This window comes from Candidatus Filomicrobium marinum (assembly GCF_000981545.1).
Classification (GTDB): Bacteria; Pseudomonadota; Alphaproteobacteria; order Rhizobiales; family Hyphomicrobiaceae; genus Filomicrobium; species Filomicrobium insigne.
The window spans coordinates 1,613,464-1,630,688 of sequence record NZ_LN829119.1; the positions used below are offsets into that span (position 1 = coordinate 1,613,464).

General features: G+C 57.0%; 16 protein-coding genes. 5 read left to right on the forward strand and 11 right to left on the reverse strand.

Annotated features, from left to right (window positions below; all coding sequences use genetic code 11):
- Positions 1–51: 51 nt before the first annotated feature.
- From YBN1229_RS07730 to YBN1229_RS07775, 10 genes are all read right to left on the reverse strand, one after another.
- On the reverse strand, positions 52–315 hold the full coding sequence (locus YBN1229_RS07730) for a DUF1150 domain-containing protein (protein WP_046477846.1): 264 nt from the start codon (positions 313–315) through the stop codon (positions 52–54).
- 183 nt (positions 316–498) lie between these two features.
- Positions 499–933: an Hsp20 family protein gene (locus YBN1229_RS07735; protein ID WP_046477848.1), complete on the reverse strand. Its 435-nt coding sequence runs from the start codon at positions 931–933 to the stop codon at positions 499–501.
- 492 nt (positions 934–1,425) lie between these two features.
- A complete protein-coding gene (locus tag YBN1229_RS07740; protein WP_046477851.1) occupies positions 1,426–3,252 on the reverse strand; it encodes an ABC-F family ATP-binding cassette domain-containing protein in 1,827 nt (608 codons plus the stop codon).
- A gap of 8 nt (positions 3,253–3,260) precedes the next feature.
- Positions 3,261–4,454 (reverse strand): glycosyltransferase family 4 protein, encoded by a 1,194-nt coding sequence (locus YBN1229_RS07745; protein WP_052743781.1) that lies wholly within the window; start codon positions 4,452–4,454, stop codon positions 3,261–3,263.
- Positions 4,455–4,583: 129 nt separating this feature from the next.
- The gene (locus YBN1229_RS07750) at positions 4,584–5,321 is read right to left on the reverse strand and encodes a sulfite exporter TauE/SafE family protein (RefSeq protein ID WP_046477853.1); all 738 of its coding nucleotides are present in this window, start codon (positions 5,319–5,321) and stop codon (positions 4,584–4,586) included.
- A gap of 122 nt (positions 5,322–5,443) precedes the next feature.
- A complete protein-coding gene (locus YBN1229_RS07755; RefSeq protein ID WP_082101065.1) occupies positions 5,444–7,765 on the reverse strand; it encodes a DUF3604 domain-containing protein in 2,322 nt (773 codons plus the stop codon).
- A 90-nt stretch (positions 7,766–7,855) separates the two neighbouring features.
- Positions 7,856–9,127: a TRAP transporter large permease gene (locus tag YBN1229_RS07760; protein ID WP_046477856.1), complete on the reverse strand. Its 1,272-nt coding sequence runs from the start codon at positions 9,125–9,127 to the stop codon at positions 7,856–7,858.
- Positions 9,128–9,186: 59 nt separating this feature from the next.
- Complete coding sequence (locus YBN1229_RS07765; RefSeq protein WP_046477858.1) at positions 9,187–9,687, reverse strand: TRAP transporter small permease; 501 nt, start codon at positions 9,685–9,687, stop codon at positions 9,187–9,189.
- A 41-nt stretch (positions 9,688–9,728) separates the two neighbouring features.
- Positions 9,729–10,766: a TRAP transporter substrate-binding protein gene (locus YBN1229_RS07770; protein ID WP_046477859.1), complete on the reverse strand. Its 1,038-nt coding sequence runs from the start codon at positions 10,764–10,766 to the stop codon at positions 9,729–9,731.
- 178 nt (positions 10,767–10,944) lie between these two features.
- Complete coding sequence (locus YBN1229_RS07775; protein WP_082101066.1) at positions 10,945–11,751, reverse strand: GntR family transcriptional regulator; 807 nt, start codon at positions 11,749–11,751, stop codon at positions 10,945–10,947.
- Between the two features lie 207 nt (positions 11,752–11,958).
- Between YBN1229_RS07775 and YBN1229_RS07780 the strand changes: the two genes are divergently transcribed.
- From YBN1229_RS07780 to YBN1229_RS07795, 4 genes are all read left to right on the forward strand, one after another.
- Positions 11,959–12,318 (forward strand): ArsR/SmtB family transcription factor, encoded by a 360-nt coding sequence (locus tag YBN1229_RS07780; RefSeq protein ID WP_046477863.1) that lies wholly within the window; start codon positions 11,959–11,961, stop codon positions 12,316–12,318.
- Positions 12,308–12,808 (forward strand): arsenate reductase ArsC, encoded by a 501-nt coding sequence (locus tag YBN1229_RS07785; protein WP_046477866.1) that lies wholly within the window; start codon positions 12,308–12,310, stop codon positions 12,806–12,808. The genes YBN1229_RS07780 and YBN1229_RS07785 overlap by 11 nt, the downstream gene beginning before the upstream one ends.
- A gap of 12 nt (positions 12,809–12,820) precedes the next feature.
- Positions 12,821–13,885: an ACR3 family arsenite efflux transporter gene (gene arsB, locus YBN1229_RS07790; protein WP_046477867.1), complete on the forward strand. Its 1,065-nt coding sequence runs from the start codon at positions 12,821–12,823 to the stop codon at positions 13,883–13,885.
- A gap of 141 nt (positions 13,886–14,026) precedes the next feature.
- Entirely contained in the window at positions 14,027–15,115 is a 1,089-nt protein-coding gene (locus YBN1229_RS07795) for a linear amide C-N hydrolase (RefSeq protein WP_046477870.1), read from the forward strand.
- Between the two features lie 2 nt (positions 15,116–15,117).
- Here the strand turns inward: YBN1229_RS07795 and YBN1229_RS07800 are convergent, their stop codons facing one another.
- Positions 15,118–16,044, reverse strand: a complete 927-nt coding sequence (locus YBN1229_RS07800; protein WP_046480130.1) for a LysR family transcriptional regulator — start codon at positions 16,042–16,044, stop codon at positions 15,118–15,120.
- A 169-nt stretch (positions 16,045–16,213) separates the two neighbouring features.
- On the opposite strand from YBN1229_RS07800, the gene YBN1229_RS07805 reads away from it, so the two are divergent.
- Positions 16,214–17,185 (forward strand): aldo/keto reductase, encoded by a 972-nt coding sequence (locus YBN1229_RS07805; RefSeq protein ID WP_046480131.1) that lies wholly within the window; start codon positions 16,214–16,216, stop codon positions 17,183–17,185.
- The last annotated feature ends 40 nt before the right edge of the window (positions 17,186–17,225 follow it).

The following is a 17,225-nucleotide window of genomic DNA, read 5'->3' on the forward strand; positions in this document are numbered from 1 at the left end:
CGACATAGGGTCGGGGCCTGGAAAGTTTCTCAATTGTTGCGAGATTGCACCTTAGTGAAGGCTGGCAATCTCCAGTTCGTCTCCAAGTGCATGGCCAAGCGCAGCCTGCATCGAATCGGTAAGGGCCAGCGGCGTGCCATCTGCCGCGTGCAGGGCATAGAGATTAATACCCTCAGGCAACCCCTCGATCGCGGGAAACATCTTGTGAGCTTGATCTGAGGTGAGCGTTTTAATGTACGCCACCTCGCCACCACCGAGTTCTGCGAACTCACTGGTAGTCATAGATTTCTTCAGTTGGTCCCGATGTTCAGTCATGACGCAACTCCCTTCATCCGCCTTTGCCAAATCACCATGGCTCCAAGGCCATCATGCCCGACTACCGCGGCGGGACTGGAGCGCGTATCCAACCGCTCGACGCCAATAGCCTACATGATTGCGCGATTCGCGTGATCAGGCCACGCTACTTGCTTGCTCTACTCTTGATCTTAACGGTCGGGCCTAAGGCTTTCCGTTGCCGATATCGATCTTTCGGATCGTTTTTTCCGGCTCTAGCCTGACCAGATCTATTGAGAGGAGACCGTTCACCAAGTTGGCATTCTTCACTTCGATCCCTTCGGCCAGGACGAAGGTGCGTTGAAACTGCCGGGCAGCAATGCCGCGATAAAGATAGTCGCGGGCTTGGTCGTCCTGTTGACGGCCGCGAATGGTAAGCTGGTTGTCCTCTAGAGTGATCTCAAGCTGGTCGCTCGTGAAACCCGCAACCGCGAGCGTGATGCGAAGCAGCTCAGCGCTGCCGTTATCTCTCACTGCCACGCGTTCGATGTTGTAAGGCGGGTAGCCGCCATCGGCACCCTTACCGGCTCTGTCGACCAGACGTTCGATCTCTTCAAACCCAAGCAAAAGCGGGTGGGAGAGCATACCCATGCGTGTCATCTTTGAATCAAGTCCTTGTATTAAGCGACTTTTTTCCGGAAAAAACCGGCCCTTCCTTGGAGCCCTTACAGTTGGGCCTCCATGCCTCTTGAGTGCTTCTCTAAAGCCACCCGAAAAGCATCTTTAAGCAAACATATGGGGGGCAGCAGGGTGAGTTCAAGCAGATCTACTGAACTCCGCATGCGCATAGCCGCCCTGCACTGAGCGGCGTCCTGAAGGGGAGTTAACTTGAATAATCAACCTATGTTCCTTATATGTTCATGCAAGAGAAGGAACACAAGAGAAATGAGAAAGAAAAAGCAGCAGCAGACGACGACGTTGGCACCAGGTGAAAAGGTCAGGCATTGCCTCGTATGCCATGAGGAGTTTGTCAGTGCCTGGTCCGGAAACCGTGTATGCAATCGCTGCCGGTCTACGGCGGTTTGGAAGCAGGGTGCGTAAAAACGGAAAACCCGCGAGGCCGCTTGTCCACGCCTCAGGCGGCCTCGCGAGTCAGCCTTCCAGTTCCTCTCGCTTCATTTCCAGTTCCAGCCATTCTTCCTCAAGCTGGGCGAGTTGGCGTTCGGCTGCGGCCAGCCGCTCGCTTGCCTGCGTAAAGCCGCCGGGATCCTTCGCGTAAAAATTGGCATCAGCGATGCGCGCATGAAGGCCCTGGATCTCACCCTGTAGCGCATCGATTTGGCCGGGAAGCTTCTCCAGCGCGTGCTTTTCCTTGAAGGACAGCTTGCGTTGTGCCGCACCCCGTTCGTTACCACTCTTCTCAGAGACTGATGATTTTTCTCGCCGCTCGGGTGCAGGCATGCCTTTGTCAGGCGCAATATCCATTGCCCCACGGCATTGCGCGATCATATCCGAATAGCCGCCCGGATATTCCCGCCAACGGCCTTCTCCCTCTGGAACGATAACGCTGGTGACCACGCGATCCAAAAAATCGCGATCATGGCTGACGAGCAGGATTGTGCCCGGATAATCCGCGAGCAGTTCCTGCAACAGATCGAGAGTCTCAAGATCGAGATCGTTTGTCGGCTCGTCCAGCACGAGAAGGTTGGAGGGCTTCGCCAATGCACGTGCCAGCATCAATCGTCCACGTTCGCCACCCGAGAGCACATATAGGGGGGAGCGCGCCTGCTCCGGCAGGAAAAGGAAATCCTTCATATAGCTCGCAACATGCCGAGCTTTGCCGTTGATGATGACTTGGTCGCCACGTCCGCCGGTCAGAGCATGGGCGACGGTGGCGTTGGGGTCGAGGTCGTCGCGCTTCTGATCAAGCATGACCAGTTCCAAATTGGTGCCGAGGCGAAGATCGCCACTGTCTGGCGTGAGCTCGCCCGTAAGCATGCGAATCAAAGTCGTTTTGCCCGCGCCGTTCGGTCCTACGAAGCCGATCCGATCCCCTCTCAGCACACGCAATGAAAAGTCCTGGACGACCGGGTTGCCACCATATGACTTCGTCAGGTTCTTTGCCTCGATGACGAGCTTGCCCGACAGCTGACTCTCCGAGGCCTCCAGAACCACATTGCCTTGTGCGCGGCGGAATTCGCTGCGCTCATTTCGCATTGCGCGGAGTTCCGCGACGCGGCGGACGTTACGCTTGCGGCGCCCTGTAACACCCCCATGCATCCATTGCTCTTCTCGAACGATTTTGCGATCGAGCTTATGTCGCTCGGTCTCCTCCTGTTCGAGAAGTTGATCACGCCATGCTTCAAAACTTGCAAAACCTTGATCGAGCCGACGCGCAATTCCCCGATCGAGCCAGATAGTCGACCGGGATAGGTTCTCTAGAAACCGCCGGTCGTGGCTGATCAGGACGAGCGCCGCTTTCGTCGTCTTGAGTTCGGCTTCGAGCCACTCAATGGCAGGGAGATCGAGATGGTTTGTGGGCTCATCAAGCAGAAGAACGTCAGGTCTTGGCGCCAAGACGCGCGCAAGTGCCGTCCGTCGCGCTTCGCCACCGGAAAGTTGCGCGGGGTCTTCCTCACCCGAAAGCCCGAGTTCAGAAAGCATGACCTGACCACGATACGGATCATCCGTCGGGCTCAATCCCGCTGCGACGTAGTCACTGGTTGTTTTGAAGCCAGAGAAGTCAGCTTCCTGCGGTAGATAACGGATCACCGCTCCTGGATGTGCAAAACGGGTTCCGGAATCAGGTTCGATCTGGCCGGCAGCGATCTTCAGCAAGGTTGATTTACCCGATCCGTTGCGCCCAACGAGACAGAGCCGGTCCCCTGCGGCAACGCTGAGTTCTGCGCCTTCGATCAGTGGAGTTCCACCAAACGTCAGATGGATATCTTTGAGTGTGAGAAGAGGTGGATTTGCCATGTGTAAAATTATGCGTTGTGCTGAGCGAGAAGCGCGCTGTAGGCACTGCGAATGCCTTCCTGCACGTGTTCCAGTGTGAAGCCGGACAAGACGCGCTCCCGCGCTGCCTTGCCCATCTCCACGCGCAAATTAGGCTCGCGCACGAGCCGGGCCAAAGCCGTTGCCAAAGCCTGTGCATCGCCTGCGGGGACGACATAGCCTTCCACCGCGTTGCGAACGAAGTGCCGGCAGCCGGGAACGTCGGTGACGATCAAAGGCCGAGAGCACGCTGCGGCCTCTAGAACTGCCCGCGGCATACCTTCCCGCGTGATCGCCGGCAGAACGCATATATCAGTATCGGCCCAGACGTCGCGAACGTCCGAGACATGGCCGTGCCAAACAAGGAGCCCCTCGCGTTGCCACTGCGCGACCTGCGCCTCTGAGATGGCATCAGGATTGTCATGATCAATCTTGCCGTAAAGCTTCAACGTGATCTTTGTTCCGTCATGGCGCAAGATACGAGCCGCTTCGGCGAGTGTTTCCAGTCCTTTGGAACGGATAATCCGGCCCACAAAAGCCGTTGATGCAACTGTCGAAGTTGGAGGAGGAAGAGCGGGGTAAGCTTCAATATCTATGCCCGCTCCGCCCAACACGGTCGAGCGCGTTCCAATCTTTATGCCGTTGTTCGTGAGGTAGGCGCGGTCATCGGGGTTTTCCGCTAGGAGCCACGTGTCGGGCCGGCCGAGAATACCGCCGAGTGCGGCAAATGCCGCCGGTCGAATAACCCGAGCAGCCATGCCTTCGGAAATTCCGAGAAAGCCAAGCCCTGTAAGGTGCATAACGACGCGACACCGTGGAGCCATTCTCAGGGCAAGGGCGGATAGCACCATGGGCTGCATCGCGACCACATGGACGACGTCAGGCTGCTCTTGCGCAATGAGCTGCGCGAGGCTCCGCACCGTTCCGGCCTGACGAAGGGGAGACAGCGAGGAACGACGGAAGTCGAACGGCACAACACGGGCGCCAAGCGCCTCGAGTTCATCGAAGCGCCCGGAGGATCGGGTCGCAATCACGACCTCGTTGGCAAACTCTCTCAAGGTCGCAATCAGCGGCTTGAAATGAGAAAGCGCGAACCAATCCTCGCTGATAAGCAGGAGGATCTTGCCGCTGTGCTGGTCGTTACGATGCCGTTGCATCAAATTTAGGTCATCCCCGATTGCCATTCTCCGAGCGTTTCTCACACTCGGGGCGACCTATATCAGATATTTGGGCCTGTGCAGCGCCCGCGCTGCGATGCCGCCACCAGGTTCCAGGTGGACAAGAACAAGCGGATATCAAAGCGAAGGGGCGTCTTAGATATTTGTCCAAACCAGAATGATCCCGGACACGCCCAGCAATGCCAAAATGATCTCTTTGAAACGCTTATCGTTGACGCGGGCATACAAGGCAGACCCGAGGAACGCACCGGCGAATGTTCCCGGCAGAGCGGCAGCTACGGCGATGCCAAGTTCCTTTGTCACGAGCCCGGCAGCAAAATGCGACGCCAGAGCGGCGCTGCATATGGTGATATTGAAGACTTGGAACACACTTCGTCTTTGGTCCTTCGTCCAGCCTCGGACATCAGCCCATATCGTCGGCAGTGGACCTGACAGCCCAGCCAGCCCGCCCAAAATTCCACCTCCGAGACCAACAGCGCCATCAGCTAGGCGACCACCCCACGCGACGGGGCTCCGAGACCGGTGAAGAAGGGAGTGCGTGGCGTACAATAGCAGCAAGCATCCAATGCCAAGCTTGAATGTTCTGACATCGATCGACGCAAGGAGTGCGGTGCCAAGGGGCACGCCGATCAGGCCGGGCACGATAAAAGGGACAACACGCTTCAACTCGATGGCGTGACGAATTTTGGGAAGAGTTTGAAGTTGAGCAACCAGAGAGCACACGATGACCAGTGTCGCCGCGACGGTTGGTGAGACCGCATAGAGCCAAATGCCCATTGCAGTGATGCCGGTCCCGAAGCCGGCAAGCCCGTTGACGAACCCCCCGGCGAGGGCCCCTGCGACCAGAATGACAACAAAGGATTCTAATCCCAATAGGGCAACTCCTGGTAAGCGGCCCTTATTGGTCGCTCAGACGCCAAGTTTTTATTGGTGCTCACACGTGAATCCGCGCGCGACCTTCCGAGCCGCGCGCGGACGTGGGGGCACTTCGGCCCTTATCTATAAACATAGACCGGGCTGGTCCATGCACGCGTGCCATCCTCTTGTGTAACGCGGATGTAGATGGCGTTGTCGCCGTTCGCATGCAGTGGAACATCGCGATTAAAGCGGAAGCTGCGGTGTGGGTTGTCTTCCGGCAAGCGGAAGACCTTGACGAAGCGTGGCAATTGTCCCGACGCGTCGTAAACACGGTCTTCCATTCCGATGTCAGCCACCGGCAGTTCGAACGAGACAAGCGGTGTCTTCAACTCAAGAACGCCTGCCTTCGCATCATTCAGCGTCACATCGAAGCCGCCGAAGTTACCCGTCGTCAGCGCCTTCCACGTCAGCCCGTCTGTGCCGTCCTGCTCCAGTTTCTTGTCCCGGTTCAGGAAGTTCACGGGGCGCGCTTCCACGATCCCGTTGTCGTTAAATCGTGCGCTTCCATCCCAGATCACTTCCCGGAAACGCCCGCGATATTCGGCGCCTTCCCAAAGCACCCGGACACGGGCGCCGAGATCGGCTTCGCTATAGGGACGCAACGTCTCTACAAGTTCGCGGCCGTTGAAGATGTCGATTCTCTCGATAGGCGAGTTCGAAGCGACCGACACATCGAGGTTAAACGTGCCATCCGGCAAGTGTACGATGTCGCCCATCAGAGCTTCGGTCGCAGAGTGGCCTTCCGCCGGTCCGAGCTTCGGATCGTCATGATAGAGCGTTCCCGCTGCGCTGAAGCGCGCTTTGAGGTCGATGATCATACGGCCGCCCGGACCACCGGTCGTGCCGTAGTGGTGGCGCTTTCTCAGGCAATCAAGCAGTGCAGACCGCGAGAGCTCTTCCATCAGATAGCAGGAAAGTCCACCGATAGCGCCGAACTTTCCAGCACCAGGATAGCTTGCGCCCGGGCGCCCCTTGTGTCCATCCGAGTTTGTCACAACACCGACTCGGTAGCCTAAGTCCAACGCATCATGCAGCAGCCACTCGAACGTGCCCCATGATGAGTGAACTTCGACCGACCGTTCGAAACGTCCGTCATGCGCGACCTTGATATCAGCGTAACGCCCGCCGCAGTGCGCAAAGCAAACGACGTCGAATTCACCAGCTTCAGCAAAAGCTTCAAACAGTTTGCCTGCGGTCGTGCAGTCGTATTTGGCCGTCGCTTGGTCTTCGATCAAAGCATGCGAGGATCGGCGGATGATACGGTCTTCGACAGGAAAATAGACGTTACGGTCGCCACCAAGCGAAGTGTTTCCCGACCATTCGTATCCGGGCAGGGCAATAAAGCGGCCGGGTTCGTCGAACTCGGCTGTGATACGATTGAGTTCTGCCCAAAATTCGTCGGTAATCTGGAAATCGTTGCCCTGGTGGCCGCAGGCATCGACGAACGCGCGGTCGCGGGCAAAGGCGAAGTATTCGCGCGCGCTGCCCGTGCCGATCGTTTCTTCCGACTGTCCGTGCAGATCAGCCCAGAAATGGACGAGCTTCGTATCCTCGATGATGAGCGGATTGGTCTCCGCAACGACTGCGCCGGAAACATCGCGAACGAGGACGGAAACTTCCCCCGGTTTAGCAACAGAAAGTCCGTCCAACTCGAAGGCAAAACGACCGGGTTTCATTTCGAGCGTCTTTGGAAGACCGTCGATGGCGCCGCGTGCCTCCAACGTAAGCGCGGCGTCGCACTGATCTGAGGGGTTACCCCACTTGTCTTCGCCCTTCACTTTCAAAGCGAAACGCTCGCCGGGGCGCCGCCGCGTCGGCAGTACGGCGACATAGCGTTCCGGCGCGCCCGGAACGATCGAGATCATTGGCTGATCTGGAAGCGTCTGAAAGTTGAAGGTTGCGATCGGGTCGACCAGTACGCGGAATTCGAACGTCTGCTCACAGAAGGTCTGAAGCCGCATGCCGGGACCGCCATGATCCGTCACGCCAAAGCGGATCACAATGCGATCGCCCTCCTTGAGGTATCCCTTCACGACCTTGATCCATAACGTACGATCCCAGGGGCGCACGTTGGCCTTCGGATCCCACCGCACCTGGAGTACGGCGCCGTTGGAGGCTTCGACCGTGCAGTAGTTAGGGCCTTTAGGGTCGTCGAACTGCGGGTTACTTTGGTCCGAAGCGAAACGGAAGCAGACGCGGAGGCTTCCGGAATCATCGACGCCGAACACGCCGGCAGTGTAGGTCAGCGTGAACGATGCATAGGAACCGGCTTCGAAACGGCCTGACGGTGAGATCTCGGCGTGCCCGAGTTGATTGTCGGCGATCGCACGCCGGATAACACCGCTGTCCATTTCCTCCCACGGACGGTTCGAGGTCACGTCGGCGTTTGTACTTGTCATGGATCTTCCAGTCCTTCTTATCAGTAGATTTGGGCGCGCCGTTTTTTGCATCAGCGCGCCAGTTTCCTTGTGGATCGGTCTAGCGCGACCTCACTTGAAGACGTTCACCAGGAACGTGGAGAGCGGCGGGCAATAGGAGATCAAAAGGAGGTCGATGATCAGCACCAAGATGTAAGGCCAGATCGAAACGACGATCCGTTCCACCGAGACTTTCGTGATGGCGGAAGCAATGAACAGATCGACGCCAAGCGGCGGTGTGACAGTGCCGATGCTCAGATTCACCGCCATGATCACACCAAACACGATGGGGTCGATGCCGAAGCTCATCGCCGCCGGGTAGAGGATCGACGTGAATATAACGATGGCCGCGGCGGCGTTCATCATGCAGCCCACGAGCAGCAAGAAGACGTTGACGAATAGAATGTAGAAAATCTGATTGCCGGCAGTTGCCGCGAGATACGCAGAGATGCTTTGCGGAATCTGGTTGATGGTAATCAACCAGGCGAAGACGCCGGCCGCGTTCATGATGAACATCACGATGGCAGACGATATCACCGCCTTGAAGAACGCCTTATAAAGCGAGTTCAGCGAGAGCTCGCCGTAAGCCCAGCCAACGATCAGCCCGTAAAGTACGGCCACGACCGCAGCTTCGGTTGGCGTGAAGATACCGCCATAGATGCCCGAGAGAATGATGACCGGCATGAGGAGCGGCCAAAACGCCGCTTTGAACGTTCGGACGATCTCGCCAGCACCTTGAAACTCCGCTTTCTCAACTTTCTCCCGAGCAGAGAGGAACCAGTTAAGGAACAGCATGCTGACGCAGATCAGGACGCCCGGAAGAATTCCAGCGAGGAATAGATCCGCAATCGAAACGCCAGTAACGACTCCGTAAAGGATGAGCAGAATGCTCGGCGGAATAATCATGCCCGTGACGCCGGCGGCGGCGATTGTGGCCGCGGTGTACTGCGGGTCATATCCCTTCTCCGCCATTGGTCCGTTCATGACACTGCCAATGGCGGCTACGGTCGCAGCATTAGAGCCCGAGAGCGCAGCGAAGAAGCTGGAGCCGAGAATGGCGACTGCGCCCAAGCCTCCGCGGAAATGACCGACGAGAGATCCCGCGAAATCCACGAGGCGGCGCGACATACCGCCTGTCGACATGATCTCACCGGCAAGAATGAAGAACGGGATAGCGAGCAGTGGAAATGAATTGTTCGTCGAGAACATGCGCTGGGCAACAATCTCGAAGCTGATGCCGCTCAACGCGAGACCTGCGATGCTTGCCAGCCCGAGTGCAACAGCGATCGGCGTTCGGATCATCATCAAAGCGATGAGTGTGATAAAAATTGTAGCGGTCGTCATGTCGGAGGTCCCTCGTAGGCCGCTTTCGGCGCAGGTCTGAAAGAAGTGCGTCTAAGAGCTCAGCTTCCGCTCGAGACGAGTTCGGAAGCTGGGGCCGTGAGTTGCCGTACGAAAAGCTCCACGACATAGATCAGCATGAAGGCTGCACCGACCGGCACCGCCGCATACACCCAAGCCATCGAAACCTCGAGCGCAGGTGAGATTTGCGGCATCACCCGGAGGGTAAGTTCTCCGCCCTTTACGACAAGGATGGTGAAGAAGAGCGCGCTGGCCAATGATGCGAAGAGGAGCGCGACACGCTTGGCCCCATCGGGAAGTTGATCAATGAAGATTCCGATTGCAGCGTGGGAGTTGCGCCGAAGCGCAACAGCTGATCCTAAGAACATCACCCACACGAACAGATAGCGTATGAGTTCGTCGGGGAAAGCCAAAGAGCTCTCCACGACGAAGCGAAAGAACACCGTAGCGACGCCAAGCACAAACATCGCGGCGAAGCAGACGACACAAATGGCCGCCAGGATATGCTCGGAAAAGTCTAGGATTTTCTGGACGATTTTCATGATGATTTCTCCGGTAGTCGTTCCTGGCGGCCCATCCTTTCTCACTTGGTTTCGACAACGCTCGAGATCAGCTCACTGCCGAGCTTGCCACGGTACTCGTCCCAGACCTTTTTCATCGCGGCCTGGAAGGCTTTGGTCTGTTCGGGCGTCAGGCGGGTCACGGTCATGCCGCCAGCTTCCATTTCGGAAAGATATTTTGCCTCTTCTTCGTTGAGCGTTTCGCGTTCCCAAGCCTGCGTGTCTAGCGCGGCATCCTGGAAGAGCTTCTGAACGGCTTCAGGCTGCTTCTGCCACATCTTGTCGTCGGCGAGGAACATGATGCCGGCCCACTGGTGGTTGGACAGAGTGATGAACTTCTGCACCTTGTCGAAGCCGAAGGCCTTCACGTTGCCAACGGGGTTGTCTTGACCGTCGATGGTGCCCTGCTGAAGCCCGGTAAAGACTTCTGAGAGCGCCATAGGTGTCGGATTGGCGCCGAGTGCCTTGAAGGTCGCAACGTTCAGCGGGTTGTTCACCACGCGGAACTTGACGCCCTTCATGTCGTCCGGCTTCTCGACTTTTGTGTTGCGCGTCGTGATGGTACGGAAGCCGCTTTCATACATCGCGAGTGTACGAATGCCGGTCTTTTTCAACATGTCTTCATAGAGCTTCTTGCCGACAGGACCGTCAGCAACGGCATAGGCGTGCTCACGATCACGGAAAATGAATGGCAGATAGAAGATGTCGAGCGGAGCATAGAAGCTGGCGACATTGGTCGTGGGCACCAGTGCGAAATCAACAACGCCGCCAATCTGGAGACTTTCAACGAGATCGCGCGACGAACCAATGGTGCTGTTGGGGTAGACAGTGACAGTGATCTTGCCGCCGCTCTTTTCCTTCACGATATCGGCGAACTTCTGTGCACCGCGAGACAGAGGGTGAGCCTCGTTGTAGGGATGCCCGAATTTCAAGCTAAGCTCCGGCATGTCTTGTGCGGACGCAGGCAGGAAGGACATCGACGCCATACCGACGGCGCCCACCAAGGCAGCGCTATATCGGGCGAATTTGCGTGCGAGCCGCAGTGGATTGGGTGTCGTCATATCTTCTTCTCCTATGCTCAAACTTGAAAAGGGTTCCGGCTCAAACCGGCGAATGCTCTGGCAGACTTTGTCCGTCTGCGCTTGTTTTTGGCCCGTGCTCAATCCCCCGAGTTTCCGAGCTGTCTGCGACCGTCGAGACCTTCGGGAAGAAGAAATAAAAAACGCTATTTTGTAGAAGCTAGCCCCCACTCTTGCTGGCCCCCTCGTATGGTGCTCCGCTTGCGATCTCCAACATTCGATCGCTTGGAGGCAGGAAGATGCGTTGCCATGTGATGGGCACGTCGCGGTAAGTCATCCCGCAGATCGTCCAGACAATTCCGTATTGCCCAGCAGGCACTCCGATAATGCGCGTTACGCGCGGAGGAAGGGCCTGACAGAGCATTGTTTGACGCGAGTTGAGTGTAGGCGCGTTGAAGCGCTCGGCGAGCATGTCGCGGATAGAGACACCGTCGAGGTTTACCCGCTTCATACGCGCGAGCTGCCCGAAGCGGTCTGCCGGCAGGTAGACCTCGCTAAAAGCGTCGAATTCCTTGTTGATTGATGCGAGCCGCCGGATGCGGATGAACCGGTCCTCTTTGGCCTGGAGGAAATCCCGCCAAGGCCCGCTCTCCTGAGTCTCTTCAGCGTCAAGAATGGTGAAATAGACAGGCAGGAGTTGTTCCCCGCCGTCGGCCTTGAAACGGAAATGGCGCAGATGGCGCTCCGGTGCGCGTGCGCCGGATACGAAAGTCCCCCGCCCTTGGTGGCGTTCAACAACACCCATGTCGACGAGATTGCGGAGAGCACGCTGAACGGTGCCAAGGCTCGCCTTGGCTTCCTTGGCAAGTTGCTCTTCGGACGGAAGCTGACCGCCGGGCTTCCAGCGCCCGGATTCGATCTCGCTGAGGAGTTGCTCCGCGATCAACCGATGCTTCGACTTCGCGGATTCCTTGGGTTCCGAAGGTCCCCTGTTGTCGTCCTGTGCGTTCATTCTCGGGACCCGCATCAACACGATGTCCTATGGTGGACTTGCTGCATATTGAGATTAATGCCCCAGAGAATGGCGTCAACTCCTATATAGGAGATGGGCATAATTTCTACACAACGCCAAAAAATCAGGCTTGCGCGCTAGAAAATCCGGCCACAGCTGGTTTCCGCGATCTGGTGACAGATTGGGATTGACGGATGGCTACATTTCTGGATATCTCGATATATGGATAAAAGTGATGCTCTGCTCGCCCTCGCCGCGCTTGCTCAACCGACACGGTTGGACGCCTTTCGCCTGCTCGTTCGGCATGAGCCTGAAGGGCTTCCTGCTGGAGAGATTTCACGTCTTCTGGATGTTCCGCAAAACACGATGTCCACGCACTTGGCGCATCTTTCACGTGCGGGACTTGTCAAGTCCGAGCGGCATAGCCGGTCGATAGTCTATCGGGCCTCTCTCGAAGGCTTGCGGGCTTTGACGGTGTTTATGCTTAAGGATTGTTGTGGCGGCAGTCCGGAAATTTGCACGCCCATCATCAACGAAATCAAAAAAAGCTGTTCGCCGAAGGAGAGACGGCGTGCCTGGTAAGAACTACAATGTGCTGTTCTTGTGCACGCATAATTCCGCCCGTTCAATCCTCGCAGAAAGCGCAATGAACCGGTTGGGGCAGGGCAGATTCTTTGGATACAGCGCCGGCAGCCAGCCAAGCGGACGCATCCATCCCTACGCGATAGATCTCCTCGGAGAACTTGGCCATGACGTAGACGCTTTGCGTTCCAAATCCTGGGATGAGTTTGCCCAGCCAGGGGCTCCGCAGTTCGATTTCATATTCACCGTTTGCGATGCCGCTGCCGACGAGGTTTGTCCAGTATGGCCGGGTCATCCGGTGAGTGCGCATTGGGGAATAGCCGATCCGTCGCGCGTCGAAGGCGCACCTGCGGCCCAACGCCGTGCGTTTTCTGAGACTTTGCAGATCATGAGCGATCGCATCCGGAAGTTCATCGCTTTGCCGTTTGAAAAGCTCGATAGCGAGACGCTCAAAGAGCAACTTCGGGAAATCGGTAAAATCAAATTATAGACTGTAGGGCTCATGAACTCTTTCGAACGATACCTGTCTCTTTGGGTTGCGTTGTGCATGGTGGTCGGCATCGCTCTGGGCCATGTCATGCCCGAAGCGTTCCAGTCGATTGCTGCGGTTGAGGTGGCGCAGGTCAACCTGCCTATTGCCGTGCTCATTTGGCTGATGATCATTCCGATGCTCATCAAGATCGACTTCGCTGCGCTTGGACACGTGAAAGAGCACTGGCGCGGCATCGGTGTGACGCTCCTGGTCAATTGGGCGATCAAGCCGTTCTCGATGGCTGCGTTGGGATGGCTCTTTATAGGCTATCTCTTCCGGCCCTATCTGCCAGAAGATCAGATAACATCTTACCTCGCCGGGCTCATTCTACTGGCGGCCGCGCCGTGCACGGCCATGGTATTTGTGTGGAGCAATTTGACGAAAGGGGAACCGCACTTCACGTTGTCTCAGGTCGCACTCAACGACACCATCATGGTGTTCGCATTTGCGCCGATCGTTGGACTGCTGTTGGGCCTCTCAGCAATCACCATTCCGTGGAACACCTTGGTTTTGTCGGTGGTGCTCTACATTCTGGTCCCGGTACTGATTGCGCAAGTCTTACGAAGATTGGTCTTGGCGCGTGGAGGCGAGCCGGCTCTCGCAGGTTTACTTTCTGCGCTGCAGCCGACATCGCTGATTTCTCTCCTAGCGACGCTAGTGCTCTTGTTTGGCTTCCAGGGCAAACAGATTCTGGAGCAGCCGTTGGTCATTGCGCTGTTGGCGGTGCCTATTCTTTTCCAAGTCTACTTGAATTCCGGTTTGGCCTATTTGCTGAATCGCTTCGTGGGCGAGAAGCATTGCGTTGCCGGTCCCTCCGCTCTGATCGGAGCCAGCAACTTCTTTGAGTTGGCCGTAGCTGCAGCGATTAGTCTCTTCGGGGTCAACTCGGGCGCGGCACTTGCGACAGTCGTCGGCGTTTTGATCGAAGTGCCGGTGATGCTGTCCGTGGTCTACATCGTGAACGGAACGAAAAACTGGTACGAACGCGATCTGAATCCGGCGGCCGATGCGCGCCCGACGCGGCAAGAACTATGATACCTGCCGGAAAGAGAGATCTTAAACTAAACTGAAATTGTTAGCCATGCCGCCACGTTGAAGTGGTTGTCATTCAGCACCGATGAAATAGTCCCGCTCTGCGTCTCAACGACGGGGCTAAACAATTCATAGGTGGCAGGTATGAGGTTCCAACAATCCGTCTTGCGTCGCAGCGCCGACCGCAAATTATATCCCGCATTGGCACTCATTCTGGCGCCTCTGTTGATCACCTCCTCCACTGCGGAAGCTTGCACCCGCGCCGTATATTTGGGTGCAAACGGACAGGTCATTACAGCTCGGTCCATGGATTGGAAGAATGATGTTGGGACCAACCTCTGGATTTTTCCACGCGGTATGGAGCGTACGGGAAACGCTGGTCCTAACTCGATCAAGTGGACGTCAAAATACGGAAGCGTCATTGCCTCCGGCTATGATGTGTCCACTACGGATGGTGTCAACGAGGAAGGGCTGGCTGCCAACGTCCTTTGGCTCGTTGAGTCCGAATATCCGACGCGCGACAAATCAAAGCCTGGCTTGACAATCGCCGCGTGGGCTCAATACGTGCTCGACAATTTTGCGACGGTCCAAGAGGCGGTCGACGCATTGAGGAAAGAACCCTTCACGATCGTCACGGCGAACGTCCCCGGCGAAACCCGGCTGACGACCTTGCACCTGTCGTTGTCGGATGCGAGCGGTGATAGCGCAATTATCGAATACATTCAGGGAAAGCAGGTTATCCATCACGGAAGAGAATATCAGGTGATGACCAATTCACCGATATTCGAACAGCAGCTGGCCTTGAACGCATACTGGAAGCAGATCGGCGGTACGGTTATGCTCCCCGGGACCAACAGAGCGGCCGATCGCTTCGCGCGTGCTTCGTTTTACATCAAGGCCGTCCCGCAGGAGCAGGAGCCCAATCGCGCGGTTGCGAGCGTGTTCAGTGTCATTCGGAATGCGTCTGTGCCCTACGGCCTAAACACGCCCGAGGAGCCCAACATTTCCTCAACGCGCTGGCGCACTGTCGTAGATCACAAGCGTAAACTCTACTTTTTTGAATCCGCTTTAACGCCGAACACGTTCTGGGTTGAGCTGAACCAGATCGATTTTTCCGCCCCAAATTCGGTTCGCAAACTTGATCTCGGCGCGAACCAGGATCGCACGTATTCGGGAAATGCGACGAGCGAGTTCAAGGCGGCAAAACCGTTTGAGTTTCTTGGACTGCCGTAATGCTAGACGGTCGTCTCAGCCGCGTTTCGAGCTTCACTCATCAAGTCGAGAAAAGCCTGCGCCGCCGGATTTTTGGGCGCGCGGATGTGCAGATTGCCGGCAAAAGCGACGACCAGTTCCCAGCAGATTTCGGGCTCTTTCAGTTCCGCGTAGCCGATGCTGATGCCACTGGCTTCCGCAGCAGACGCGATCGCGATGGGTTCCGGCAGCAGGGCGACGCCGAGGCCGCGCGAAACAAGTTCCAGCATGACCTGAAGATCACTAACCTCGAACGCAGTCTGCCGTAAAACGCCGGCTTCTGCGAACGTACGGTCTATGAGGCGACGCGTTCCCCAGTCGACCTGAAAGTCGACGAACGGTTCTCGTGCGAGCTCGTGAAGTGAAACGTCACGGCGTTCGGCCAGAGGATGCGACGGAGGACACGCGATAACGAGAGCTTCACAAGTGATCAACTCCGTCGTGATGCCTTTGGGAGGTTCGACGAGAGGCATAAATGCAAGGTCAACGCGGCCGTCCTGTAGTTTTTCCATCAGGGTGCCCATGCCGCTCTGACATAATTTGATCTCGATGGAAGGATGCTGCGCATGAAAGCGGCCCAACAGTTCCGGAAGATCAATGAAGGCGCTCAAGCTTTGCACCGTGCCGATCGCAAGAACGCCGCGCTGGAGACCGTTGATCGCCGCGACTGCCTCCCGTGCATCTTGCGCTGCAGCAAGAATGACCTTGGCCTTTTCATAAAGAACCTGGCCAGCAGCGGTCAGCTCTACTTGTCGGGTATTGCGAAAGAAGAGCTTCGTGCTGAGCCCCTCTTCAAGCCCGCGAATAGAGGCGGAGAGGCCGGATTGCACGATGTTCATGCGGCGCGCAGCCCGCGTGAAGTGCTGTTCTTCGGCCGCGGCCACAAAATGTTCAAGCTGACGGAGATCCATGCTCACCATCTCTAATTCAGAATAATTTGATCTCAAAATTCTATTAGAAAGATCAGTATGGCGCTTCCATATACGCACTGCAACATGATGGAGGTTCCCCGTGGGTCAGAGCGCATCCCGTCCACACGCAACGACTGCGCTTCCGACGCGCAGACTCGGGCGGACGGATATGGAGATTACCCGCGTTGGCTTCGGAGCGTGGGCGATTGGCGGTCCTGATTGGGCCGTTGGGTGGGGCAAGCAAGACGACAAGGAATCGGTCGCCGCAATCCGTCATGCCGTCGATGTCGGGATCAACTGGGTTGATACGGCAGCCATCTATGGGCTTGGCCATTCCGAAGAAATCGTCCGCGAGGCGTTGGCCGAAATTCCTGAAAATCGGCGACCGTACGTTTTCACCAAATGCGGGCTTGTCTGGGATGAGGCTGATCGGCTTGCTCCGCCACGTCGCGTGGGAGCACCCGACAGTATTCGCCGCGAAGTCGAGTTCTCCCTGCGCCGGCTCAATGTCGAGCGCATTGATCTTTACCAGATGCACTGGCCGGCTAACGACGGCACGCCTTTGGAAGTTTATTGGGAAACGCTGCTGGATCTGAAAAAGGAAGGGAAGATCCGCGCGGCGGGATTATCCAACCATGGCACGGCACAATTGGAAGCCGCAGAACGTATTGGCCATGTCGATACGCTGCAGCCGCCGTTCTCCGCAATCCGGCGCGAGGCTGCCAAAGGGGAACTACCTTGGTGCGCGGCTCATGAAACAGGCGTCATTGTCTACAGCCCGATGCAGTCAGGCCTATTGACGGGTTCGTTCTCCGCGGAACGTGCGGCAGCACTGCCTGCGGACGACTGGCGTTCCCGAAACAGCGAGTTCTCTGGCGAGCAACTGCAACGCAACCTCAGGCTCGCCGATGCATTCGGGGCGATGGCGGCCGAGAAGGGCACAACCACTGCAGCTGTTGCCGTGGCTTGGACGCTGGGTTGGCGTGGGGTCACTGGCGCCATCGTCGGCGCCCGGAACCCGGCACAAGTTGATGGCTGGTTGGACGCAGCCCGACTCGAATTGAGCCGCGACGACATGAAAACAATCGCGAAGGCGATCGGAAAGACAAAAGCAGGAAGCGGTCCGGCTGGGCCGATGTGATGGCGCTTGGTCGACATGCTGCCGCTTACCGGCGGCGACG